The sequence below is a fragment of the Nitrosopumilus sp. S6 genome, assembly GCF_054515815.1.
Window position 1 is genome coordinate 63,107 of sequence record NZ_JBTNRI010000001.1, and the last position, 24,839, is coordinate 87,945.

A 24,839-nucleotide genomic window follows, 5' to 3' on the forward strand; every position below is an offset into this window, starting at 1 on the left:
AGTTATTCCTATTTAATTAACTATTGTGGAAAATCATGATTTTTCAAAACAAGAATTTATTTTTCTAGCAGATTTAACTCATACTGGTAGTAAATCCTATTCACCCAATCTTATTCCTTATCCTATTGGATGCATTAAATCTTATTTTTTATCTCATTCTCATTTTTTTGCCAATTTTAAAATTGAACTTTTTAAAGATCCTCAAAATTTTATTGATTCTTTCTTTAAAAAAAGACCTTCTGTTATAGGATTTTCAAATTATGTTTGGGGTTCTGAGTTAGCATATACTCTTGCAAAAGAAATCAAATCGATCCATCCTGACATTTTAATCATTTTTGGAGGTCCAAATTTTCCGTTAGAAAATGATAGTCGAAAAAATTGGTTGATTGAACATCCTGCTGTTGATATCTATGTAGTTGGTGAAGGCGAACAAGCATTTACTGAAATTATTGATATTTGGAATGATTCCCGAGATATAGAATCAGTTAAAAAATCTAAAATTTCTGGTTGTTTCTCTATAGTAAATGAAAACTTGTGTCATCTAGATGAATCTAGTGCTAGAATAAATGATTTAGATCAAATTCCGTCTCCTTATCTTGAAGGTTTTCTTGATGAATTTTTGAAAAATAGTAAATTATCGCCTTTATTGGAATCTAATCGTGGATGTCCATTTTCTTGTACCTTTTGTGTAGATGGAATCAAAACGCGTTCAAAAGTTTTCAACAAATCAGTTTCTAGATTTTATAATGAACTTGAATATATTGCTCAACATTATAATGGAAAAATGCTAACGTTAGCAGATTTAAATTTTGGAATGTATGGTAGAGATTTAGAAATTAGTAAGAGCATTGCAGAAATAAAAAGAAAATATCAATATCCTTATTATATTCAAGTATCTGCAGGAAAAAATAACAAAGCTAGAATTCTAGAATGTGCTGAAATCCTTGAAGGTAGTATGGGTTTAGCTGCTTCTGTTCAATCTCTAGATAAAGAAGTATTGACAAATGTCAAACGAAATAATATTTCTGAGCAACAACTTTTAGAAATGACTCAAATTGGAAATAAATTAAGCGCAAATACATATTCTGAAGTAATTTTAGCTTTGCCAGGAGATACTAAAGAAAAACATTTTGAAACTGTTTTAAAATTAGCTGATGCAGAAATTAAATTGATTTCTATGTATCAGTGTATGGTGCTAGAAGGTTCTGAATTAGGAGCAAATTTTACAAAAAATGCTTGGGGTATGAAATCAAAATTTAGAGTTTTACCAAGGTGTTTCGGAGTGTATGACTTTAATGGAAAAGAAATTAGATGTGCTGAAATTGAAAAAGTATGTGTTTCAAATTCAACTTTATCTATAGAGGATTATTATGAATGTAGACAATTTGCATTATCTATAGGTCTGTTTTATCAGGATAGGGTTTTTTATGAATTATATCAATTTCTAAAGCATTTTGATATTTTACCTTCAGATATTTTACCTATATTGTTTGAACGACGTATGACTTTCTCTAAAAAAATCTCTGAACTTTTTGATTCTTTTGATACTGATACTAGAACTGAACTTTGGGATGATAAAGAGGATCTTAGAAATCATATACAAGAGCCATTGACTATAGAAAAATATGCTAAAGGTGAATTAGGAATTAATGTTTTATTCAAACATAGAGCTATTGCTGCATTAGACTTAATTGATGAAATTCACGATGCCGTTTTTCGAGTTGCTTCAGAACTAATCCAGAAGAAGGATCTAAACACTTATGAAAATTATAAACCATTTTTGAAAGAATTAAAAACATTTAGCATATTGCGAAAAAGAAATGTTTTTGACTTTAACAAAAAATATTCATATGAATTTCATTATGATTTTGAAACTTTAGAAAAAAATGATTTCAAACCACTCCCACAAAAATCTTCAAAATTAACAAAAATAACCTTCTATTCTTCTGATGAACAAAAAAGTCTAATTCAAGAAAAGATTGTTGAAAATGGATCAGATGTAAATGGTATTGGAAAGATTTTGTCAAAAATGTTAGGTTCTCTCTCTCTAAGAACTCTGAGTTTTGATGGAAACTTTTCCCATGATGATAGAATTTTTGATGATATGGGTATAATGACGTCGCCAGGTGAATTTGTTTGATTAAAATTTCTCTAGTTTTCTATTCATTTTATCATGCCTAATTCCAGTTACTGGGATCCTGTTGTTTTTGAAAAAAATGCAAATGAAAATTTAAAACATATTGATTTAACAATAAATGATTTTGATTTTTCTCAAAAAAAAGTTATGATTTGTGGTAAGGGGGAATACCGACATCCTGAATTCCATCCTCGTTTTTCAACTCCATCAACAAATATTGATTCTGAACTCTATGTTTTAGTTGATCATACTCAAGGTCCATTATCTAATATTTCTAAAAAAGGAAATTATGCTCTATCCATAATTGTGGATCCTAAAATCCCTGAAAAAATTCAAAAATTGGATGGAAAAATTTTTTGGTTTTCTCCTACATACATACCTTGTAATTTGCCAAAAATTATTTCAGGGGAATTTCCAAAATTTAATAGCGGATTAACTTGTATATCTTTGGCTTCATTTTTTAATGTTGAACTTGTACTGTTATCTGGAATAAAATTAACTGGTGAGTATAGTCAATTTTTAAAAGGAAAAGATATTGTTTTTAAAAATATTCAAAAGACAAAAATTTTTTCACTAGATGGTATTTTGGCAAAAAAAATTTCTTTTGACGATTGGCTTTCTTTATAAACTCATTTTTTTAAAATCTAAATTTTAATATCTAAAAAGTATAGAGTCGTAGTGAATAATAAAAAAAAACTCATGAAAATCTCAAATCTCAAAATCATCTCAATTATTCCTGTTCGAGGTGGCTCTAAAGGCATTCCCATGAAAAATCTTAAAATTTTAAACAAAAAACCTTTGTTGTATTATACTATCAACAATTCTCTTCAATCAAAGTATGTTGATAGAACTATTGTATCTACTGAAAATGATGAATTATCAAGGTATGCCAAAAAAATTGGAGCAGAAGTAATTCCAAGACCCAAAAAATTATCTCTTGATAAATCTCCTACTGAACCTGTTATGCTGCATACTTTAGAATTTCTTAAAAAAAATGAAAATTATATTCCAGATGTAATAATTTTACTTCAAAATACTTCTCCATTTAGAACTGTTAAACATATTGATGAAGCTTTTGATTTATTTTTTAAACAACGGTATGATTCTGTTTTAAGTGGGGTTTCTTCCTCTGAACTAATATGGATCAATAAAAATAAATCTTCATTTCCAATTAATTATAATCCAACTAAACGTCCTCAAAGACAAAATATAAAATCTATATATTTTGAAAATGGCGCAATCTACATAACAAAATATAAAAATTTTCTAAAATCGAAATGTAGAATTTCTGGAAAAACCGGCATATTTGTTATGCCTAAAAAAAATTCTATCGAAATTGATGAACCACATGATTTAACTCAAGCTAGAAAAATGATTAAACAAAAACTGGTGAAAATTTGATATCTAAAAAATTATCTGAAAAATGTAAAAAAATTGTTTTGATCATAACTGATGTTGATGGTGTTCTTACTGATGGTGGAAGATATTTTTCAGAAAATGGTGAATCTCTAAAAAGATTTCATGTACAGGATGGAATGGGTGTCAATATTTTGTTACGTAATAACATAAAAACCATAATTTTAACAAAAGAAAAATCAAAAATTGTAAAAAATTGGGGAAAATCAATGAACGTCAGTTATGTTATACAAGGTTCAAAAATTAAAGAAAATGAACTACCAAAAATTTGTAAAAAATTTAATGTTTCACCAGAACAAATTGCCTATATTGGTGATGATGTAAATGATGTTAATTTATTAGAAAAAGTTGGATTTTCGGCTACTCCTTTTAATGGTAATATTTTTGTGAAAAAAAATGTAGATTATGTGTGTAAACAAAGTGGTGGTAATGGATCATTTAGAGAAATATGTGATTTGATTTTATCTATTAAATTTCCTAAAAAAAAGAAATGGTATTAACATTACTGTTATAAAACCATGAATACTATGTATTATCATTGGTTTTCATAACTGCAGAAATTGGAATAAATCATAATGGTGATTTAGATATTGCAAAAAAATTAATCGATATAGCTGTTTTTGCTGGATGTGATGCCGTAAAATTTCAAAAACGTACTGTTGAAAAAGTATACAGTAAAGAACTATTGGATTCTCCAAGAGAAAGTCCATGGGGAACAACACAAAGAGAACAAAAAAACGGATTAGAGTTCTCAATCAATCAATATAAAGAAATTGACAAATATTGCAAGTCTAAAAAAATTCCTTGGTATCTGTCATGTTGGGATGTAGACAGTCAAATTTCTATGAGACGCTTTAAAACAAAATATAACAAAATTGCCTCAGCCATGGTAGTTCATAAAAAATTATTAGAGTCTGTTGCAGAAGAGAAAAAATATACTTTTATTTCAACTGGTATGAGTACGATAAAGGAAATCGCCCAAGCAGTAAAAATTTTTAGAAATTATAATTGTCCTTTTGAGTTGATGCATAGTCATAGTTCTTATCCTATGGATCCCAATGAAGCAAATCTAAAATTGATTTCTGTTCTAAAAAAGAAATTCAAATGTAATGTAGGATATAGCGGTCATGAAGTGGGAGCCACAAATATTTCATTACCTGCAGTAGTTTTGGGTGCTACATCTTTGGAGCGTCATATTACTCTAGATCGTTCAATGTATGGTAGCGATCAATCTGCATCACTAGAACCATCAGGATTAATTCGTTTAGTTAGAGATGTTAGAATGGTAGATAAAATTCTGGGGGATGGAAAGAAAAAAATCTGGGATTCGGAAATTTCTGTGATGAAAAAGCTTAGAGAAAATTTGGTATAACATGGAAAAAAAGATTCTTAATTATTTTGATAATTCTATAAAAACCATTGAAGACTCAAAGATACTAAGTAATGATATTGAATGTGCCACAAAAATATTGATAAAGTCTCTTAAAAAAAATAAAAAAATTATTTTATGTGGAAATGGTGGTAGTGCAGCAGATGCACAACATATTGCAGCAGAATTGGTTGGACGATTTAAAAAAGAAAGACAAAGTCTTCCTGCAATTGCACTAACAACAGATTCGTCTATTTTAACAGCAATTGGAAATGATTATTCTTTTGATCAAATTTTTAGTAGACAATGTGAAAGTTTAGTGAATAAAGGAGATGTCCTTATAGGAATTTCTACAAGTGGTAATTCTCAAAATGTTTTGAATGCAATTAAGTCTGTTAGAAAAAAAGGTGTTCCTACTATTGGAATATTAGGTAATAACGGAGGAAAAATAGGGAAAATTGTTGATATTGCAATTATCGTTAATTCTGATTCAACTTCAAGAATACAAGAAGTACATAGAATCATCTATCATATAATTTGTGAAATTGTAGAAGATACCTTAAAAAAATATTAAAAACTTACATAATTTTTCTAAAAACACCTTAATTTTACTTTAATTACAAAATAATATAATACTGTGTTACTTTTTTTTGAATAATTGGAATCTGGATACGTCTCAAAAATCTCTTATATGAAAAATTATTTTTTAAAACATTTTGGAATATCAAAAACCATAAAGGGAATTTTCTTTTATAATTATAGAATTTTGAAAAGACGTTTTTTAGATCTTTCAAAAGAACATGTACTTAACATTAATGGATACAAATTTACAACTATCCCCAATGATGTTGGAATTTCTGAAGAACTCTTGATGTTTCAAACTCATGAACCATTAAGTACAAAAATACTGTCTTCACTTTTAAAAAAGAACATGTATTGTCTAGATGTTGGAAGTAATATTGGATATTATGCTTGTTTAGAAAGTAATGTAGTGGGAAATTCTGGAAAAGTAATTTCTATTGAACCGTCTCCTATCAATTTCAAATATTTAAAAAAAAATATTGAATTACAAAATAAAACAAATACCGAAGTCTATAATTTCGCCTGCGGGAATGAAAATAGTGAAATTGAATTTTTGGTTAGCGATCGTTCAAATTGGTCTCGTGTTTCTACAGAAAAATTTATTGATGCTCCACCAGATGCTATAATTCAAAAAATCAGAGTACCTATGAAAACAATTGATTCATTTGTTGAAGAAAAATCTTTACCTAGACTAGATTTTATCAGGATGGATGTTGAGGGTTTTGAAGTTAATATTGTAAAAGGTATGTGTCGCACACTTGAGAAATACAAACCCTTGATACACATGGAAATTCATCTATTTTTAATTGGAATTTCTGGAACAAAACAACTTTTAGAAAATATTGAAAAACATGGATATGATATTCTATATTATATTCCACGAGAAATGGATGTGCCTTTATTAGGAAATATGAATGATGTAAAACAAATTTCATTTGAAAACTTATTTGATGAATTAGAGGCAGATAATTTACCAATGAATTTTATGTTATTTATGATTCCAAAGAAATCTGATTGATTTTAAAATGAATTCTTCTACAAATACAAAATCTCTTCAAATAATGATTAGAGCAGATGGTAATTCCAAAATTGGCATGGGTCATATTTTTCGTACTATGAATTTAGCATCAGTATTGGTTAAAAAAAATCATCAAGTTATGTTTCTAACAACTACATCGTTTGTACAATCATTTATTAAAAAAAATGGATTTTTATGTAAATTAATTCCAAAACAACTTTCTCAACAAAAAATTTTTTTTTCTAAAATCAAATGTGATATTTTCATCTTAGATAAAAAAACAGAATTTTCTTCATTATTAGATAAATTTACAAAAATATCGAAAGTTTTTTTTGCAATTGATTATGTTGGTAAAAATAAAGATCGAATTCCATTTGGAGTGAATATTTTATATCCAAATAGTGGTCCTAAAAACGGACTTTCCAGTTTAGATTATACCATATTAAAAAACAATTTTAAAAAATCCAAAAAAATCAAAAAATCTGTCAGCTCACTTCTTTTATTACAGGGGGGAGCTGATCAAGGTTGTTTTATTCCTAAAATTATTAATATTCTTAATGAATCTGAGCAATTTTTTAGAATTACTACAGTAATTGGTCCTAGATTTAGTTGTTGGAATGAATTGAAAGTTGCTAAACAAAATTGTGTAAAACCTCTAAAAATTTTAAAAAATGTTAACAATATGTATTCCGAAATGGTAAAACATGATGTTGCTATATCTGCTGGGGGTATGACGTTATTAGAATTATGTAAATGTGGTATTCCATCTCTGACTATGGGCAGTGAAAAACAAGAAGAAGAAACGGCAATTTTCTTAGAATCTAATGGATTTGGAATAAATCTTGGTTTTTCTAAACATATTTCTAAAACAAAATTACTTTCAAAACTAAACCACTTAATAGACAATTTTGTGTTAAGAAAATCAATGAATTCTACTGGACCTAAACTAATAGATGGAAAAGGAACAAAAAGAATTGTTGATATTTTAGAAAATCATAAAAATTTAATTTAACTTTTTTTAATTAATTTAATTATTATATCTGATAATCTTTCTGCAGCTTTTCCATCAGTTTTATAAAAAAATTCTTCAATGTAATTAGAAATAGATTCTCCATCTATGGGGTTGTTTTCTAATGTTGATGAAATTAACTCATTAATTTTTTCAATATTTTTACATTCAACTGCAATATTTCTCTGTAATAATGGTCCTTTGTCGTATTCAAAAATATTTAACAAAATTAGTGGTTTGTTACTTAATAGTGCATATAGGTGAGTAGTACTAAATCCTGAATATGATACTATCAAATCTGCACTTTCAACATATTCAAGTAACTCTCCCTCTTGAAAAATTTCTATCTTTTCATCTATCGATGTCGTCATTTCTTTGTAATAAGAAAATTGTTGTGATGACGGATGAATTTTAATTTTAATTTTAATTTTTTTATTTTCATTTAGTTTTTCAAGTATTTTTTTAAAGATAATTTCATTTTCTTTCTTTGGTATAATCCCATGTTCATATAATGAAGTTGGAATGAATAATATTACTGGTACTTTATTTTCAATTTTTTTTAATTGATTAAGTTTTTGGAACACATGATCATACATTGGATTTCCAGTCACAACTAATGAATTTGATTTATAACCTAATTCAATTAATCTGTTAACTCTACTATTGCTTTCTAACCAATGCATATCATTTGCAAACTCAGGTGTTCCTTCATGCCTACCTATACTCATATTATATTTCAAAATCTTGATACCTATCATTAATGATTTAATTTTGTTTTTCTTAGTCGCAATTAATGTATTAACTAAAAATTTCCATTTGTAAAAATAAAATTTACCCCTTTTCATAAATTGTTTTTGTGAATCATTTTCATCAGTAGGTAGTGATGTCTCAAACAACCTTGTAATAACTGACTTTCTTAAATTTTTTGAAACTACTGCAACTTTATTCATTAGTTTTGATAGTACAGGTATTCCAAGATATCTTGCAGCACTTGATGCCGCAAAATCAATTAAAGAATAACTTGCTGTCGCATAAACCAAATCTGGTTTTTCAGATTTTAAAATATCTACAAAGTTTTTGTAATCATGAATATCTATTATTGTTTCATTTTCATCATGTTTTGTTACTATTTTTTTTGTAGAATACACTAACCAAATTATATGCGGATTTGATTTTTTCCTTAACTCTCCTAGAATATTTTTTATAATTAACGTTGTTTCTGAAGTTCTACTTGGATGGATTGGTAATACAACAAGAATACGAATTTTTTTCAATTTCTAAATTTTAAATATTTTTTATAATTAAAGTTCTTTCTATAGCAATCATATCTGTTCTTTTTTAATTTTCCAAATAACTGTATAATAAACAGTTTGGAAAATTGTTGACATTACAAATGCGATTGAAACTCCAATAATGCCATATATTTCACCCAAAGTATAGATCCCAACTATGTAACTGATGATTGTTATGGCTTGAGCAATTAAAACCGTTTTAGTTTTTTCATGTCCCAAATAATATGATACAAATCCACCTGTAATTGTAGTAGGTATAACACTTACACTTAATATTTGAATTATTTGTACTGCATCTTCATATTTTGGAAAGAAATAAGGGATGAGAATTGGTGCAAGAATCATACCTAAAATTGCAAAAATTATTGAAATGATTACAGCAATAATCTTTAGACGTTTGGTTGGTAGTCCACTAGCATCTCTTGGTAAGTTATACGTGAATGCAATAGATGGAATAATAAGCAACACTGAAAGAACTTGAAATCCTAACGAAAAATTTCCTAAAGATACAAATCCTAGAAGGGGAACAATAATTATTTTATCAATTTGACCATTAAGAATTTTTTCGATTGATAATCCATAATTATGCATTGTAAACCTGAATTTTTCTCTTAATATTGAAAATTGAATTCTTTCATTTTTAAAAGCAATAATGATTCTAGGTAATAAAATTAAAAATGATAATCCGATTCCTAACACTATTCCATTTGGACCAATTAAAAAAAACAAACTTAGAGCTAAAATAACAGATAATATTTTTTGAGCAATTAAGTATATTGAATATTTTTTATAAAATTTGTAACCTAACAAACTTGAAATGCCGAGTTCAAAAATTAACCCTCCAAGTAAATATACACTAATAACATTATCCTCAAACGTGAAAAATAATATGATAGCTGCAATTGAACCCGTAATTAATACAACCAAAAACATTACTGGTTGAATGGCAATTTTTTTTGCAGTAAGTACAATAATTGTTTGATTTGAACCAATTGAAGAAATTTTCATTCCCATCATGGCAATTGCAATGATGTAGCTTATCTGGCCATAAACATCAGCTTCCATTAATGATGCTACAAAAAACCAAAATAAACCCCCAATAGCTTTGGTTGCAACGTTTGCTAATCCTATATATTGTAAATCTTCTGTCCTGAAAACAATTTTTTTTATTTTCCCCCAAATATCTGTCATATTAAACTCAAACCATTTTATTACAAATTTGGACGTTTTTAACTACTTGACTCTTGAGAATCCACAATAAACCTAACAAGACTTGAGTAGAAAACCATCTTGACTTCCACTTTATTTTAACGTACAATGACATTATTTTAATTAATTTTTGTGGATTTGATAATGTTTGTGTTTAAATCATTACTAATGTTTGAATTTTCAATTTTTTTAACTTAATAAACTTCTTGTAAGAAGATTTTGCATGAAAATAATGATTTCAGGAAGTTCTGGATTTATTGGTAGTCATCTATCAGAAAAATTACTCAATAAAAATAATTTAATTTTACTTGTACGTAATAAATCAAAATTAATTAATTTTCCAACAACTTCAAAGAACGTAAAATTGGAAACTGCTAATGTATCTAATTTTAATTCTATATTCAAATTGGTGAAAAAACATAAACCAGATATCATAATTCATTTAGCCGGTCAAACTTCACATTCTATTTCATTCAAAAAACCTTTTACTGATCTAAAGAGTAATACAAATTCAACCTTAAATTTTCTTGAAAGTATTAGGCAATTAAATTTAAAAACTAAATTTATTTTGGGAAGTACTTTCATTGTTATAGGAAAACCAAAAAAACTACCAGTTACTGAAAACTCTATCTGTACTCCAAATTCTCCTTATGCAATAAATAAATTGGCAAGTGAGCATTATTGTCAAACATATAATTTAGTTTATGGAATTGATACTAGAATTTTTAGAATTACAAATTCATTTGGTCCACGTGAAAAAACAATTTCTACAAAAAATGCCTTAAATTATTTGATTCATGAAGCATATCTTAATCATGATATAACAATATTTAATCGTGGAAAATTCTTTCGTGATGTAATCTACATTTCAGATGTTGTGGATGCTATTATCAAAATTATGAAAAAAGGAAAACCCGGAAATCTTTATTGGATTGCATCTGGTAAAAAAACCTGGTTTTATCAAATTGGAAAAATTTTGGAAGAATTAACTAATTCAAAAATAAAATATGCATCTACCCCAAAATATACTAAAAAAGTTGATGTTGGAAATTTTTTGGTAGATAATTCTAAATTAAAAAAACTAGGATGGAAACCAAAAGTCTCAGTTAAAGAAGGAATTAAACAAACTATTCAATATTTTGAAGAACAAAAAACCTAATTTTATGAAGTATCTTTTTTTAACATTCTGAATCCGTCATAATTCATTTTTAGATCTTTAAGACTGCGTATTTTCAAAAATCTTTTTGCAATGTAACCTAGTCTAAAGTAATATTCCTGATAAGCTCTTTTTGCCCAATATTCAAGATCTTTTGCAGATAATGCATTTGTAGTTAATACTGGTGCTTGAATTCCTCCTGAACCAACTCCTGCATAAACAAACTGATCCCATGTATCATCTAATTTTACTAATCCTGATTTTACTGCCTCATCATACAATTTGTTTCCAGGAAATGGCATGGTGATAGCAAATTGTGCGTATGTGCAATCTAACTTCTTTGCAAATTCTATTGTTTTCTTTATTGTTTCTTCTGTTTCATCAGGTAAACCAATCATATAATATCCGACAGTCTGTATTCCTGCTTCATGAGTCCATCTTACTGCATCTTCTGCTTGTTTTAGAGTAGCTCTGCCACCTTTTATTTCATGGATAAAAACACCATGTTCAATTCCATATGATATCATTCTGCATCCTGCTTTCTTCATTTCTAAAAGTAATTCTTTGTCAACTAAATCTACTCTTGTTTCTGCATCCCATTCTAATTTAAATCCAAGATTTTCTGGCGTTAACGACTCCATTAGTTTCATAGTTGCTTTTCTATTCAGAGACATTACATCATCATAGAATGTAAGCTCTTCAATTCCATATTTTTCATGAAGATATTTTATATGTTCTACAACATACTCTGGAGATTGATTTCTAAATTTTAATCCAAAACTATTTTCTCTATTACAATAATTACAGAAAAATGGACATCCTCTTGACCACATGATACTACACCATTTTTTACCAGTACTTTTTGGTGGATGAGGATGATACCCATCAGGAAAATTAGGTAACTTATGATATGCAGGATAAGGTAAGTCATCCATATCTTTTATGTAATCTCTTGGTTGAGTTGGAACAATTCTTCCATCTTTTCTAATAAATAATCCAGAAACTTCATCAAGAGGTTTTCCTAAAACAATCTCTTCAATTTGTCCTTCTCCTTCATCATATACGATTACATCAAGATCTACACATTTTTTCATTGTCACTTCAGCTAAAACTGCATGAGGACCTCCCAAAACTGTTAAAATATTTGGATTAATTTTTTTTATTTCTGTGATTGCCATTAATGCTGGATTCGCAAATGGAGTAAATGCACTAAATCCTATTAAATCGGGATTTTTCTCTTCCACAATTTTTTTTACATCCTCAACATAGTTCTCTGAAAAGTTACCATCAAGAATGTCTAATACTTCTACATCTGATAATTTTTCAATAACTCCTGCAAGATACGCAAGACCTAATGGGGGTTGTGGATGAGGATCTGCATCAGAACCTCCTTGTAATGCATTTGAACCTGTTGGGGGTCTAGTAAGTAAAATTTTTCTATATTTTGCCATTTTTTTTGTATAATTAGTTTCCATTTTTATAGTTAATATACCTGCTTCACCAAATCTATTCACAAAAATTTTTGTGTCTTTTTTGATTTTTAGATAATTGATTTTGCTACTTTACTATTAACTGACAACACTCTATTCAACATCCCCTGATTTCCGATTGATTCTTTTGGAACTGGAACCTCATCCGAGAATTTTTTTATAATTTCTTTATCTGAAATTATTGTATTTGATCTGACCATATCTGATTTTTTATCTAAATATTGCTTGTTATTTTTAATAAATTCATCAGCTTTTCTTTTTTCATCAAGCATACCATTTTTTTCATATAATTTTGTTATCCCATAATCAACAATTTTTAAAAATGGTTTTAGTTTTGATAATGATTTTTCTGAAAATAATGTGTTGATACAAATTTGTCTATTTCTCTCTAAAAGATAATACTTTAGAGGACTCCATTTAGTTGTATTACTCCATTTATGAAAAACTATAGCTGAAGGAACAAAATATGATGAAATATTTTGCTTCATTGCTCTCCATCCAAAATCTGTATCATCTAAATACGCAAAAAATTTTTCATCAAAATACCCTATTTCTTCAAAAATTTTTTTAGGTACAAATGCACAAGCTGTTGCTGGAAAATTAATTTCTATTTCATGATCATATTGTCCTTTGTCAATTTCTCCTGTACCTTTTGCAAAACTAAAACCAAAAATGTTTATCATGCATCCAGCTGAATTAATTTTCTCAGGTGAATCCATTAACAGTAATTTGCCTTGATACATTCCATAACCAAATTTTTCATAACTTTTCAAGAATTCATTTAGCCATTCTGAATCTACTTTTGTATCGTTATCTAAGAGTACTATGAAATCTCCTTTTGCATTTTTTATTCCTGAATTTCTTCCTACTGCACCAAGATTTTCATTATTTTCAATTAATGAAATTCTTGGAAATCTTTCTTTAGCAATATTGTGACTATTATCATCTGAACAATTATCTACTAAAATAACTTCAAAATTATTGTAATTTGTTTTAAATACTGTTTCTAAACATTCTAACAGTAAATCCCCTCCATTAAAATTGGTAATTACAATGCTGATTAAGGGGATTTTCGTTTCCAATGTTTTCTCTGAATTATTCTTTGTTGACTAAAAATCCTTTTCTATTTTAAATTGTTATTTTACTGCCTTCTCCGAGTAATAACATTTTTTCATTTTCAGTAGATGAGGATGGTTTAATTTCAGAATTGTATGCAATAATGCTATTTTTCAATATTGACTCATTTTCTATTTTACAATTATCCATAATTATTGAATCTTTAATTTTACATTTTTTTAAAATACAATTATCTCCAATACTTACGTTAGGACCTATTTCACAATCTATTATACAATTTTTTCCAATAATTACTGGACCAATAATTTTTGAACCCGAGTTAATGCATGTATTTTCTCCAACCATTATGTTTCCATTTAATTCAATATTCTCTTCTTTTTTTGCATCAAAATATGGTGTCATATTTTTTAATATTTCTGAATTTGCAAAAATAATGTCTTGTGGAGTTCCAGTGTCTTTCCAGTAATCTGTAATCATATAATATTTGATTTTATTACCTTCACTTAGTAGCATTTGTAATGCATCAGTTATTTCTAATTCATTTCTCCATGATGGCTTTAATCTAGAAATCACATCAAAAATTTTTGGTGTTAGAAAATAAATTCCTGTTACTGCAAGATCTGAAGGAGGATTTTTTGGCTTTTCCATTATTTTCTTAATACTTCCATCAGAATTCAGTTCAGCAATTCCAAATTGTGATGGATTAGATACTTTACATAATAAAAGAGATGCTTCTGTATTAGATTCTTGAAAATCTTTTGCATACTCGCTAATGTCTTTTTTAATAATATTATCTCCTAAAAACACCAAAAATTTTTCATTATTAACAAAATCTTTACACAGATCGATTGCATGTGCAATCCCCTTTGGTTCGTCTTGTTCTATGTATGTAATTTTTACCCCGAATTCTTTTCCTGTCCCATAATATTCTCTTACTTTTTTTGAACCAATTCCTCCAATTATAATACAAATTTCTGTTATTCCTGTATTTTTGATAGCCTCAAGACAATATTGAGACATTGGTTTATTTGCAATTGGTAGCAATTGTTTTGGTCCTGTATGGGTTAGTGGCCGTAATCTAGTTCCATGACCACCATGTAGTATGATTCCTTTCAATTATTAGAAAAATTATGGTAATTTAGTTATCTAGTTTTCCATTCGGCTTTGGATAATTCTACCGTAGAAAATTTTGACCATGATTTCGTATTTAACAAATACCAATTGATGGTTTTTTCTAACCCTTCTTGAAACCTGTTTTCAGGTTTCCATTTTAATTCTCTTTTGATTTTAGATGACTTTAGACTGTATCTAAAATCATGACCTGGTCTATCTTTTGTAAAATTTATCAGTTTTTCAGATTTATCCATCATGTTTAAAATTTTTTTAACAATTGTGAGATTGTCTACTTCATTTGATGCTGAAATATTGTATGATTCTCCATATTTGCCTTTTTTTAAAATTTTGATAATAGCATTACAATGATCGTCTACAAAAATCCAATCTCTAATGTTTGTCCCTTTACCAAAAATTGGAATTTTCTTGTTTTTTGAAGCAAGTGAAATTATTTTTGGAATTAATTTCTCTAAAGATTGTCTGGGGCCATAATTGTTTGTACATCTAGTAATAATTGCCTTACAACCAAATGTTGTTATATATGATTTTATCAATAATTCTGCTGAAGCTTTTGATGATGCATATGGACTTGATGGATTATAATTATATTTTTCATCCGCACTAGATTTTTTTAAACTACCAAAAACTTCATCCGTTGAAATATGAATTAGTTTTTTATTATATTTTTTAATTGATTCTAGGATACAAAATACTCCAAATATGTTTGAATCAATAAATGGTTTTGGATTATTTATGCTCCTATCTACATGAGATTCAGCTGCAAAATTAATTACAACATCTACTTTGGGAATAATTTTTTCTAATAATTTCTGATTAGTAATATTTCCCTTAACAAATTGATAATTTTTATTTTTTATTCCGTCTAGATTGCGTTTATTTGAACCACTTAGTTCTGCATCTAAATTTATGATTTTGTACTTTGGATGTTTTTTCTGTAAAATATGAATAAAATTACTTCCTATGAATCCTAAACCTCCAGTAACTAAAATTTTCAATAATATGCATTAATTAATAGAAGATTTATTATTTTTCAATTCTTCTCTAAAAAGATGTGATTATTTATAACGTATTTTTAATATAATCATAATGACTAGTGATCATAGTTCTTTTGACTTGGAAGATCATTTTACCAAGGATATTTTTGATGGCCACGTTAATGGAAAATTAACTGTGGTTTGGAGAGATTGGGATTCCAAATTCAAAATAGATCCAAAAATGATTTACGTAACAACTGTCAACCCTGGTGAAAAAAAAGGACCTCATTTGCATACAAAACGAGATAGTTTTATGACTTGTATTAGTGGAAAAGTTGTATTTGTCATTAAGGATAAAAATGGAAATTATGATGAAATTATTTCCGGCGAAGAAAATCCTGTGTTAGTACATGTCCCAAAAAACATATCTTCTGCACACATTAACATATCCAAACAAAATTCAATTGTTTTGGTCTTGGCAAATGTATCTTGGAAACCCGATGATGGTGAAATGAAAAATGTGCTTTATGAAGAGTATGACTGGGAGAAATGGAAAGTTGAATGAAAAAACTCATTCCACAATAATTCTTTTTGATAAAAACGGTACAATAGAAGAATTAAAAAAATATCTTTCTCAAAAAAATATTAAAATCATATCTTTTGATTATGAATCACACATTCTTTTAGAAAATGAACATATTTCTCACCAAATATCTGATGAATTTTTAGAAACAGAAAATTTCAATGAAATTGAAAAAAATTCTTTTATCGCAGCTAAATGGTCCACTTATCACCGATTTGATTCTTTAATCTATGAAAATATTGATATTGCAAATTTATTTTATCGTGACTTCCATTTTTTTTTGGTTCCATACATAAAAAAAATTTTTGAATTATCAAAAATCACAAAAAAATATCCTAGTTTCCATTTTCTTGTAACAAAAGAATTAGAACCAATAACAAATTTGTTCTCTGAAAATGTAAGTATTTTTTCTAATCAATCTAAGATTAAAACTGAACTAGTTTTCAATTCAGTTAACTATAAAGTTAAAGTTGGAAAAAAATCACTAAATCTTTCTCTTTCCAAGGATAAATTTCAAAAACTAAAAAATTTTTCAGAGAAATTTCTTAAAACATTAAATTCGTCAGATCTTAATTCAGAACAAAAAAATCTTCTACTAGTGGAATTTGATACTATACGATTCAAAGATTTACTTTTAGAGTCTAATCATGCCAAAACTAATGTAATTTTGTATAATCGACGTAGACCAACATTTTGGAATCGAGAGTCTTATTCAATTTTAAAAAAAACTAAATGTGTTGTGGGAAGTTCTTCCTCTTTTGACAAAAAAGATGATTTTATAAAAAATGAAATTAGATTACGACAAAAAGAATTTTCTTCTCAATTACATAATATGGACAAGTTTGATATTTTTCTGATAAATGGTGTAAATTATTGGTGTATTATCAAACCAATTCTCAAGGAATTTTCATTGAAATGGATTGAAACTGCAATTAAAGAAATCGAAAGAGTTAAGGAACTTTTTTCTTTAGTGTTGTTGGATGAAATAGTAATTTTATATGAATCTGGATCAATCGAACAAATCATTTTACATTTTGCCAAAAAAAATAATGTTCCAGTTTTTCTCTTATCTCATGGTTTGAGTATTGAAACACTACATCCAGATTATCTTTTTAGACGTGAATTTGATGGTGTAGTTCCAATAAAATCTAATAAATTATTGTTATGGGGAAAATTAACACATTCATTTTGTATTGATTCAAAAATCGATTCTAAAAAACTAGAAATTATTGGAGCTCCTTTGTATGATGATATTTTTTCTACAAATATTCAAAAGAAAAATGATTTTATTTTATTCGCTGTTACCTCTCCAATACGAAATTTTGTGAATGATCTAACTGTAGATTCTATCTCAAAATTTGAACAATCTGTAAAAGAAATTTCTGAAAAAATATTAGAAAAAGGAGAAAAACTTGTAATAAAATTACATCCTTTTATGGAACAACAAGATATAGAAAAACTTGTAAAAAATATTGATGAAAATATAGTTGTTTTAAAACATAGTAATATGATTAATCTTATTTCTCAATGTAAATTACTAATCACCACTGATATTTCTACTAGTATTTTAGAGGCAATAATACTCCAAAAACCTGTTATTTCTGTAGATGTGAAAGATTACGGATTTGGTAAAGCATTAATTTTTGAACAAAATCCGAAAATGTTAACTTCTCTAAACAATTTTCCAAATACTCTTGAAAAAACTCTAAACAACCAAGAATTTAGACAAAATTTACTTTCTGATGCACAAAAATTTCTAAAAGAGTATATCTCATATCCTGGAAAATCTTCTCAGCAATTTTTTTCATACCTGGAAAATTTCTGATATTTAACCAAACATATTATTTTATACCTCTTTATTCATACTGTTAACAATTGGAATTCTTTGAAGTTAATGTTCTAGAAAGAAATGATGATACTATAAAATTGGATACTGATTTGGATATTATAAAAAATAATGTTCGTTCTGGAAAAATTGCACTTGTTAGAGGAATGTTATCTGAAGAAGAGGCTGTTCATCTTCGAAATTTCTCTAAAGAATTTTCTACAAAAATTCCTGAATCAAGTCCATCTGTAAAATCCGGAACCCCCAATTATCATAGAATAGATAATAATCCTGAAAAATCAAAGGTAAAATCAATTTTACACCTTTACTCATTTTTTTATTGGAATGATGAATCAAAATCTGTACAAAATTATTTTAAACGACAATTCAAATTGCGTAATCTTTTATCAGATTTGCCAGAAGATTATGCCTTATCTGAAATCAAAGATGGTTTTGTTTCTGTACCACTTGTACAACAATATCCTAGAGGTGGAGGATACATGCAAGAACACAAAGATCCTGATGTAGGACAAAAAGTAATTGTAAATACCATCTTAAGTAAAATTCCAGACGATTATGGTGAAGGTGGTTTATTTTGTAGAAATGAAAAAGGTGAGAAAGAATACATTGATTCTTTACTAAATCCTGGCGATTCTATAATTTTCTACCCGTCAATTCAACATGGGGTTGATCCTGTTGATCCTAACTTCCCCTTGGATTGGACTAGATCTGATGGTAGATGGATGTGTTTTTCCACCTTGGTAACGGTTTCTAGTTTATCTGGAGATAGTGATACTGCGGGAAAACCAATCTATAATTAGCAAAAATAAATTATTGCATTAAAATACAAGACAATTATTCTCCATAACATGTTCGAAGGAAAAACTATTCTAATTACTGGAGGATCAGGTTCTCTAGGTCAAGCTCTAACAAAACGATTGTTGACTTATGATATCAAAGCACTTAGAATCCTAAGTCGAAACGAAAGTAACCAAGTAGAGATGGCAAGAAAAATTTCTGATTCTAGATTAAGTTATTTTATTGGAGACATAAAAGATCTTCCAAGATTAATTAGAGCCTTGGAAGGTGTAGATATTGTTTTTCATACTGCTGCATTAAAACACGTACCAGTAATTGAATACAATCCCTTTGAAGCAATCAAAACTAATGTTATTGGAACTCAAAATGTAATTGATGCTTGTCTAGAACAAAATGTTGAATTAGTTGTAGGCATCGGAACTGATAAAGCAGTTTCCCCTCTTAATACATATGGCGCATCAAAACTTTTGATGGAAAAATTATTTGTTACTGCTAAAAACTTTCTAAACCCTTTACGACATAAAACAAAATTCATCACCATTAGATATGGTAATGTTTTGGGAAGTAGTGGTTCGGTTGTTCCAATTTTAATAGAACAAATTTTATCAAAAACAGATGTAACAATAACTGATCCAAATATGACTAGATTTAGTATTACTATGGATGACGCATTGGATTTTATTCTGAGTTCTGCAGAATCGGGAAAAGGAGGCGAAGTATTTGTGCCAAAATTAGATGCCTATACCGTAGATGATGTTAAAACTGCTCTTTTTGAATTACTTGGAAAAACAAATGAAAAAATTATTGGAATTAGGCCCGGTGAAAAAATGCATGAGACTCTTATTGGTGAAGAAGAAATGCGATATGCTTGGGAATATAGGGGAAGTTATGTCATTTTTGATCCAAATATACCTGAAAACAAAATCTTAGAAAATTACCCCGAAATCAAAAAATTGGAACAAATGGAAAAATACTCATCAGATAATGTAGAAAAAATTCCTAAATCTGATCTTAAACAAATTCTAACTGATTCTAAATTAATAAAACCAAAATCATAGTACAAAGTTTATTATTCTAAAATCAACCCTATGATGTTTAATGGGATTAAAACTTTCAACTTCTACTTCGATGAAAAATAGAGGTTTAGGATTACTGCCTTCACTTGCTCAAACATTTAGTAAATCTCCTTCTAGTTTTGTAGAGGGTGTTTATCCTACATATGTTGATAGTGCACATGGCTCAAGAATTGTTGATGTTGATGGTAATGAATACATTGATTATTTGATGGCTTTGGGACCAATTGTTTTAGGATATAATGTGCCTGAAATAAATGAAGCAATTTCTCAACAATTAGAAAAAGGAATAATTTTTTCTTTACCACATTTTAAAGAAATTGAAGCTGCAGAATCTCTTAAAAAAATTATACCTTGTGCAGAAATGACTAGATTCACAAAAACAGGTTCTGATGCTGTTACGGGTGCAGTACGTGCATGTAGAGCTATCACTAAAAAAAATATGATACTTTATTGTGGTTCTGGAGGTGTTTGGGATGATTGGTATAGTATTATAACAAATAGAAATTCTGGAATTCCAGAATTTAATAAAAACTTGATCAAAACTTTTGAATACAATGATTTTGAATCCCTTGAAAAATTGTTTGTTACACATAAAAATCAAATTGCGGCTGTTATTATGGAACCCGCAGTATTTGATTTACCAAAAGACGATTTTCTTTCTAAAGTAAAAAAAACCACTCATGAAAATAACTCATTACTTGTATTTGATGAAATTCTGACAGGATTTAGACTTTCTAAAGGTGGCGGACAAGAATATTTTGGTGTAAAACCTGATATGGCAACTTTTGCTAAAGGAATAGCTAATGGCATGCCTCTAGCTGCAATTGTTGGAAAATCAGAATATATGAAATTTTTTGATGATGTTTTTGTTTCTACCACATATGCTGGAGAAGCATTATCCTTAGCTGCGTGTGTTGCTACAGTAGAACAATATCAAAAATATGATATTTGTGGTCATATGGAAAAATTAGGTTCTCAAATCAAAAATTCTTTTAACAAATTTACACAAGAATTAGAAATTTCAGGAACCTGTATTGGTTTTCCTCAGAGATTGAAATTCCATCTTTTAGATAATACTGGAAATGATTCTTTGTTATACAAGAGTTTATTTTTACAAAATTTAGTTGAAAATGGAATTTTTATGCATCCTAACACCGTTTTATTATCTTTTTCACATTCTGAGGAAGAAATTTCTTTTACGTTAGAGAAAATTTATGAATCTTTAGAACAACTCAAACATGCAATTGAAAAAAATGATGTGAAAAATCAACTACGTGGAAATATTGCCAAATCCGTAATTAGTAGAATTTCTTAATTTAAAAAGTAATTTTTTAAAAATTCTCTTCTAACATTATTCTTATGCCCTTTTTAAATGGAATTTCAGGTTTCCAACCAAGTTTTTGTAGTTTTTTTGAATTTGATCTTATTTCAGGAATTTCTATTTGTCGAAAATTTTTCTTTATTGAATTTACCTTGAATTTTCTATTTGATACTGTCTTTAGAATTTCTAATACTTCTTTTACAGAATAACTTTTTCCAAATCCTATGTTGAAAATATTAAATCCTTTTGTATTTTTTAAAATAATTTCAATTCCTTTCACAACATCGCTAATGTACACAAAGTCTCTTCTTGGTGTTACTCTGCCAATTTTAACCGTATTACTGTTTTTTAATTGTTTTAATATTGATGAAATTAGAAAATTTTCTGGTTGATGTGGACCATAAACAGAAAAAGGACGAATAATAGAAACATCCATTCCAAATGAATTTGAATAAGATTTACAATAAATCTCTGATGATATTTTACTGGCAGAATAAATAGTTGTTGAATTTGTTTGAAATTTTTCTGATATGGGATTGTTTTTTGGTTTTCCATAAACATGACTAGAACTCAAAAAAACCATTTTAGATTTTTTCTCTTTTGCAATTTGAAGTATTTTTTGAGTTCCAAAAGAATTTACTGAATAACACTCAAAAGGATTTTTTTGACAATAATTTACATCTGTTATTGCAGCCAAATGGATTATTATGTCGATTTTACCGCTAATGTCAGTTGATTTTACTTTTCGTATATCTTTTTTAATCTGTTTAATTTTCAATTTTTTGTTACTTTTTGGTGATAAACCAATTACATCATATTTTTTAGAAACTAAATAATTTGTAAGATATGTTCCAATAAATCCTGTGTGTCCTGTGATTAATACGCGCATATGACTTCTTGATTGTACACTAGCATAAGTTTTTGTATTTAATTCGATACCTTTTAATGAAAACTTGTTGAAAATTTTTTGAATGAAAAGAGCATTAATTACTGGAATAACTGGACAAGATGGATCTTATCTTGCAGATTTTCTCCTAAAAAAAGGATACAAAGTTTTTGGAACTTATAGGCGTTTGTCTACTCCAAACTTTTGGAGACTTCATTATTTGGGAATTTATGATAAAATTGATCTTATCTCTGCAGAAATGTTGGATTCTAGATCTATTCATGATGCGTTAATACATTCTAATCCTGATGAAGTTTATCATCTTGCAGCTCAAAGTTTTGTTGCTGCTTCCTTTAGCCAACCTATCTATACAGGAAATGTTACTGGTTTTGGAGTTGTAAGAATTCTTGAAGAAATCAAAAAATTCAATCCAAAAATTAAATTTTATCAGGCGTCATCTAGCGAACTTTATGGAAGTGAAAAATCTAAAATTAAAAATGAAAAAACTCCATTTTATCCATCTAGTCCTTATGCAACAGCAAAATTATATGCATTTTGGATGGTAGACATGTATAGACATAGTTACGATATGTTTGCGTTAAATGGTATATTGTTTAATCATGAATCGCCAATTAGAGGTTTAGAATTTGTCACAAGAAAAGTTTCTAATGGTGTTGCCAAAATTTCATTAGGCCTATCAAATTCACTATCTTTGGGCAATCTTTCTGCAAAAAGAGATTGGGGTTATGCTCCTGAATATGTTGAAGGTATGTGGATGATGTTACAACAAAAATCTCCTGAAGATATAGTTTTATCTACAAATGAATCTCACTCAGTAAAAGAATTAGTTGCTGAAGCATGTAAAGTAGCTGGAATTTCAACCTCTAAAATCAAATCTACTAAAGAACATCTTCGTCCTTATGATGTAGATTTTCTTAAAGGTAATAATTCAAAAGCTAAGAAAAAATTGAATTGGAGTCCAAAAATTAAATTTAAAAAACTTGTTAAAATTATGGTTGAAGAAGATATCCAAAGATGGGAGAGATGGTTGAAGAAAGAATACTTCCCTTGGGATGCTGCAATGTCTGGATATGACTCATTAACCAAAAAAACTAATTAATTTTTGATTGAATAAATTCAATAATACTATCTGCCATGTATTCTCTTTCTTTCTCTCTTAGCATCTGGTGATTAGGTAAAAATATACCATCTTCCATTATTTTGTTTGCATTTTTTAAATCTCCACTAATGGAATATTCAAATAATTTTGAAGATGGTTGTTCTACAATGTTTCCAGCCATTATGGGTCTTGTTTCAATTTTTTTCCCTTCTAAATAATCAACAAAATCTTTGTAAGTGAATTTAGAATTATCTTTAATTAGAATTGGATATCCAAAGTAGCAATGCTTTGAATGTGGATCATCATATGGTAATTGTAGTATGTCTGAGAACTTTGCTAATCTATTATTAAGATACTCTGCATTTCCTCTTCTTATATCGATAAAATTATTTAATTTGCCTAGTTGATGTATTCCGAATGCTCCCTGAATTTCTGTTGGTCTTAAATTATATCCCAAATTGATAAACAAAAATCGTGGATCTAGCTTTGGGTTTTCCTGTTCAAATGATTCCTTTTGATTAAGATCTCTTGTCCAACCAAACGCTCGTAATGCCTTTCCTACCTCATACAATTCTTCATTATTTGTTAATACCATTCCTCCTTCAATTGTAGTAATGTGATGGGATAAGAAAAAACTAAAAGTTGCTAAATCTCCAAATGAACCTACTTTTTGTCCTTCAAATTCGGCACCGTGTGCCTCACATGTATCCTCAATCAAAACTAAATCATGTTTTTCTGCAATATTTTTTATTTTTTTAATATCAGCTGGCCTGCCTAAAAGATGTACTGGCATAATCGCTTTTGTTTTTTCAGTTATTGCATCTTCAATCTTAGATGAATCTATGTTAAATGAATGCAGGTCTGCATCCACAAAAACTGGTTTTAACCCATTGTTTAAAATTGGATATACTGTTGTTACCCATGTTAATGCTGGTGTGATGACTTCGTCACCTGGTTTCAATTTTGAAATTTTTGGATTTGTAAGGATTGATAATGCAAGCAAGTTTGCTGAAGAACCTGAATTGACCATTATTGCATATTTTGAACCGATATATTCGGCAAACATTTTTTCAAATTGATTTACTTTTTCTCCCATGGTCACCCATGTACTTAAAAGAGACTTTGTTGATTCAATTACTTCATCAGCATCATATGTTGGGGCTGCAATAGGAATTTTAGTTTCATTGGGAATAAATTCATGTTTTTCATTAGAAAAATATGTTTTAATTAAAGATTCAATCTGAGAAATTATTTCATTTTTTTCCAATAAAATTTCTAACTATCTCATTCTTATAAATTAAAGAGATTTTTATGTAAAAAATTCATCTTAACCTAGTTGAAAACTT

Annotated in this window: 23 protein-coding genes; 15 read left to right on the plus strand and 8 right to left on the minus strand. The window is 28.1% G+C overall.

From position 1 onward, the window contains the following. The first annotated feature begins 25 nt into the window (after nt 1-25). The 8 genes from ACX12B_RS00330 to ACX12B_RS00365 all read left to right on the plus strand — a co-directional run bounded on the left by ACX12B_RS00330 (nt 26) and on the right by ACX12B_RS00365 (nt 7,534). Nucleotides 26-2,140 carry a B12-binding domain-containing radical SAM protein gene (locus ACX12B_RS00330; protein ID WP_459352097.1) on the plus strand — a complete coding sequence of 705 codons (2,115 nt, stop codon included), beginning with the start codon at nt 26-28 and terminating at the stop codon, nt 2,138-2,140. A gap of 33 nt (nt 2,141-2,173) precedes the next feature. Beyond that, entirely contained in the window at nt 2,174-2,764 is a 591-nt protein-coding gene (locus tag ACX12B_RS00335) for a hypothetical protein (RefSeq protein WP_459352098.1), read from the plus strand. Nucleotides 2,765-2,836: 72 nt separating this feature from the next. After that, nucleotides 2,837-3,538, plus strand: coding sequence for an acylneuraminate cytidylyltransferase family protein (locus tag ACX12B_RS00340; protein WP_459352258.1), 702 nt, complete (start codon nt 2,837-2,839; stop codon nt 3,536-3,538). Then, nucleotides 3,535-4,053 carry a KdsC family phosphatase gene (locus ACX12B_RS00345; protein WP_459352099.1) on the plus strand — a complete coding sequence of 173 codons (519 nt, stop codon included), beginning with the start codon at nt 3,535-3,537 and terminating at the stop codon, nt 4,051-4,053. Before ACX12B_RS00340 ends, ACX12B_RS00345 begins: the two co-directional genes overlap by 4 nt. Before the next feature lie 38 nt (nt 4,054-4,091). Continuing rightward, on the plus strand, nt 4,092-4,925 hold the full coding sequence (locus ACX12B_RS00350) for an N-acetylneuraminate synthase family protein (protein ID WP_459352100.1): 834 nt from the start codon (nt 4,092-4,094) through the stop codon (nt 4,923-4,925). A gap of 1 nt (nt 4,926) precedes the next feature. Next, entirely contained in the window at nt 4,927-5,496 is a 570-nt protein-coding gene (gmhA, locus tag ACX12B_RS00355) for a D-sedoheptulose 7-phosphate isomerase (RefSeq protein ID WP_459352101.1), read from the plus strand. A 192-nt stretch (nt 5,497-5,688) separates the two neighbouring features. Further along, nucleotides 5,689-6,522 carry an FkbM family methyltransferase gene (locus ACX12B_RS00360; protein WP_459352102.1) on the plus strand — a complete coding sequence of 278 codons (834 nt, stop codon included), beginning with the start codon at nt 5,689-5,691 and terminating at the stop codon, nt 6,520-6,522. Nucleotides 6,523-6,529: 7 nt separating this feature from the next. Beyond that, nucleotides 6,530-7,534 carry a hypothetical protein gene (locus tag ACX12B_RS00365; protein ID WP_459352103.1) on the plus strand — a complete coding sequence of 335 codons (1,005 nt, stop codon included), beginning with the start codon at nt 6,530-6,532 and terminating at the stop codon, nt 7,532-7,534. On the opposite strand, the gene ACX12B_RS00370 is transcribed toward ACX12B_RS00365, so the two are convergent. Next, a complete protein-coding gene (locus ACX12B_RS00370) occupies nt 7,531-8,805 on the minus strand; it encodes a hypothetical protein (protein WP_459352104.1) in 1,275 nt (424 codons plus the stop codon). The two genes, ACX12B_RS00365 and ACX12B_RS00370, sit on opposite strands and share 4 nt — an antisense overlap. Before the next feature lie 48 nt (nt 8,806-8,853). Next, complete coding sequence (locus tag ACX12B_RS00375; protein WP_459352105.1) at nt 8,854-10,014, minus strand: lipopolysaccharide biosynthesis protein; 1,161 nt, start codon at nt 10,012-10,014, stop codon at nt 8,854-8,856. 241 nt (nt 10,015-10,255) lie between these two features. On the opposite strand from ACX12B_RS00375, the gene ACX12B_RS00380 reads away from it, so the two are divergent. After that, complete coding sequence (locus ACX12B_RS00380; RefSeq protein WP_459352106.1) at nt 10,256-11,191, plus strand: GDP-mannose 4,6-dehydratase; 936 nt, start codon at nt 10,256-10,258, stop codon at nt 11,189-11,191. Nucleotides 11,192-11,193: 2 nt separating this feature from the next. Here the strand turns inward: ACX12B_RS00380 and ACX12B_RS00385 are convergent, their stop codons facing one another. The 4 genes from ACX12B_RS00385 to rfbB form a co-directional block, all read right to left on the minus strand. Further along, entirely contained in the window at nt 11,194-12,639 is a 1,446-nt protein-coding gene (locus ACX12B_RS00385) for a B12-binding domain-containing radical SAM protein (RefSeq protein WP_459352107.1), read from the minus strand. A gap of 89 nt (nt 12,640-12,728) precedes the next feature. After that, nucleotides 12,729-13,760, minus strand: coding sequence for a glycosyltransferase family 2 protein (locus tag ACX12B_RS00390; RefSeq protein ID WP_459352108.1), 1,032 nt, complete (start codon nt 13,758-13,760; stop codon nt 12,729-12,731). Between the two features lie 46 nt (nt 13,761-13,806). Then, complete coding sequence (locus tag ACX12B_RS00395) at nt 13,807-14,871, minus strand: glucose-1-phosphate thymidylyltransferase (RefSeq protein WP_459352109.1); 1,065 nt, start codon at nt 14,869-14,871, stop codon at nt 13,807-13,809. Between the two features lie 26 nt (nt 14,872-14,897). Next, nucleotides 14,898-15,884 carry a dTDP-glucose 4,6-dehydratase gene (rfbB, locus tag ACX12B_RS00400; protein WP_459352110.1) on the minus strand — a complete coding sequence of 329 codons (987 nt, stop codon included), beginning with the start codon at nt 15,882-15,884 and terminating at the stop codon, nt 14,898-14,900. Nucleotides 15,885-15,975: 91 nt separating this feature from the next. Between rfbB and ACX12B_RS00405 the strand changes: the two genes are divergently transcribed. Genes ACX12B_RS00405 through ACX12B_RS00425 form a run of 5 tightly spaced genes read left to right on the plus strand, consistent with a single transcriptional unit; the run spans nt 15,976 to nt 21,481 of the window. Next, entirely contained in the window at nt 15,976-16,428 is a 453-nt protein-coding gene (locus ACX12B_RS00405) for a WxcM-like domain-containing protein (RefSeq protein ID WP_459352111.1), read from the plus strand. Next, nucleotides 16,400-18,271, plus strand: coding sequence for a hypothetical protein (locus ACX12B_RS00410; protein WP_459352112.1), 1,872 nt, complete (start codon nt 16,400-16,402; stop codon nt 18,269-18,271). Before ACX12B_RS00405 ends, ACX12B_RS00410 begins: the two co-directional genes overlap by 29 nt. Before the next feature lie 50 nt (nt 18,272-18,321). Continuing rightward, a complete protein-coding gene (locus tag ACX12B_RS00415) occupies nt 18,322-19,092 on the plus strand; it encodes a hypothetical protein (protein ID WP_459352113.1) in 771 nt (256 codons plus the stop codon). Between the two features lie 48 nt (nt 19,093-19,140). Continuing rightward, complete coding sequence (locus ACX12B_RS00420; RefSeq protein ID WP_459352114.1) at nt 19,141-20,148, plus strand: SDR family NAD(P)-dependent oxidoreductase; 1,008 nt, start codon at nt 19,141-19,143, stop codon at nt 20,146-20,148. A 40-nt stretch (nt 20,149-20,188) separates the two neighbouring features. Continuing rightward, complete coding sequence (locus ACX12B_RS00425) at nt 20,189-21,481, plus strand: aminotransferase class III-fold pyridoxal phosphate-dependent enzyme (RefSeq protein ID WP_459352115.1); 1,293 nt, start codon at nt 20,189-20,191, stop codon at nt 21,479-21,481. Nucleotides 21,482-21,497: 16 nt separating this feature from the next. Here the strand turns inward: ACX12B_RS00425 and ACX12B_RS00430 are convergent, their stop codons facing one another. After that, nucleotides 21,498-22,376 carry an NAD-dependent epimerase/dehydratase family protein gene (locus ACX12B_RS00430; protein ID WP_459352116.1) on the minus strand — a complete coding sequence of 293 codons (879 nt, stop codon included), beginning with the start codon at nt 22,374-22,376 and terminating at the stop codon, nt 21,498-21,500. An 82-nt stretch (nt 22,377-22,458) separates the two neighbouring features. Here ACX12B_RS00430 and ACX12B_RS00435 point away from each other — a divergent pair, with 82 nt between their 5' ends. Continuing rightward, nucleotides 22,459-23,493 (plus strand): GDP-mannose 4,6-dehydratase, encoded by a 1,035-nt coding sequence (locus ACX12B_RS00435; RefSeq protein ID WP_459352117.1) that lies wholly within the window; start codon nt 22,459-22,461, stop codon nt 23,491-23,493. Here ACX12B_RS00435 and ACX12B_RS00440 read toward each other — a convergent pair. Further along, nucleotides 23,486-24,760: a DegT/DnrJ/EryC1/StrS family aminotransferase gene (locus tag ACX12B_RS00440; protein ID WP_459352118.1), complete on the minus strand. Its 1,275-nt coding sequence runs from the start codon at nt 24,758-24,760 to the stop codon at nt 23,486-23,488. The genes ACX12B_RS00435 and ACX12B_RS00440 overlap by 8 nt on opposite strands. Nucleotides 24,761-24,839: the final 79 nt, after the last annotated feature.